Origin of the sequence: Xanthomonas cucurbitae (assembly GCF_002939885.1) — a bacterium.
GTDB lineage: Bacteria > Pseudomonadota > Gammaproteobacteria > Xanthomonadales > Xanthomonadaceae > Xanthomonas > Xanthomonas cucurbitae.
The window spans coordinates 1-324 of record NZ_MDED01000155.1; the positions used below are offsets into that span (position 1 = coordinate 1).

The 324-nt window shown below is 62.0% G+C and carries 1 protein-coding gene; it reads right to left on the reverse strand.

Annotated elements, in window-relative coordinates; translation table 11 throughout:
- On the reverse strand, positions 1 to 261 hold a 261-nt coding region (locus XcuCFBP2542_RS19170), incomplete at its 3' end, for a DDE-type integrase/transposase/recombinase (protein ID WP_146090397.1).
- Positions 262 to 324: the final 63 nt, after the last annotated feature.

Here is a 324-nt window from a genome sequence, read left to right on the forward strand (position 1 = left end):
CGTTGCCGCTTTCATCGGGCCGCCATTGTCAGCGTGCAGTACCAGCGTGTCGCGCGCCACCTGCTCTCGCATGCAGGCTTTCCCGATCAGCATCGATGCGTGGATGGCCAGCTCCTCGTGGTGGACCTCCCAGCCGACAATCTTGCGACTGTAGACGTCCAGGATCATATACAGCTTGAAGAACTGGCCTTTCACCGTCGAAGGCAGATAAGTGATATCCCATGACCAGACCTGGCGAGGGGCATCGGCACGCACCGCCATCGGTTTAGCCACAGTTCGCGGGGCGGCGGCGCGACCACGGCGATTGACTTGCCCACGCGCACG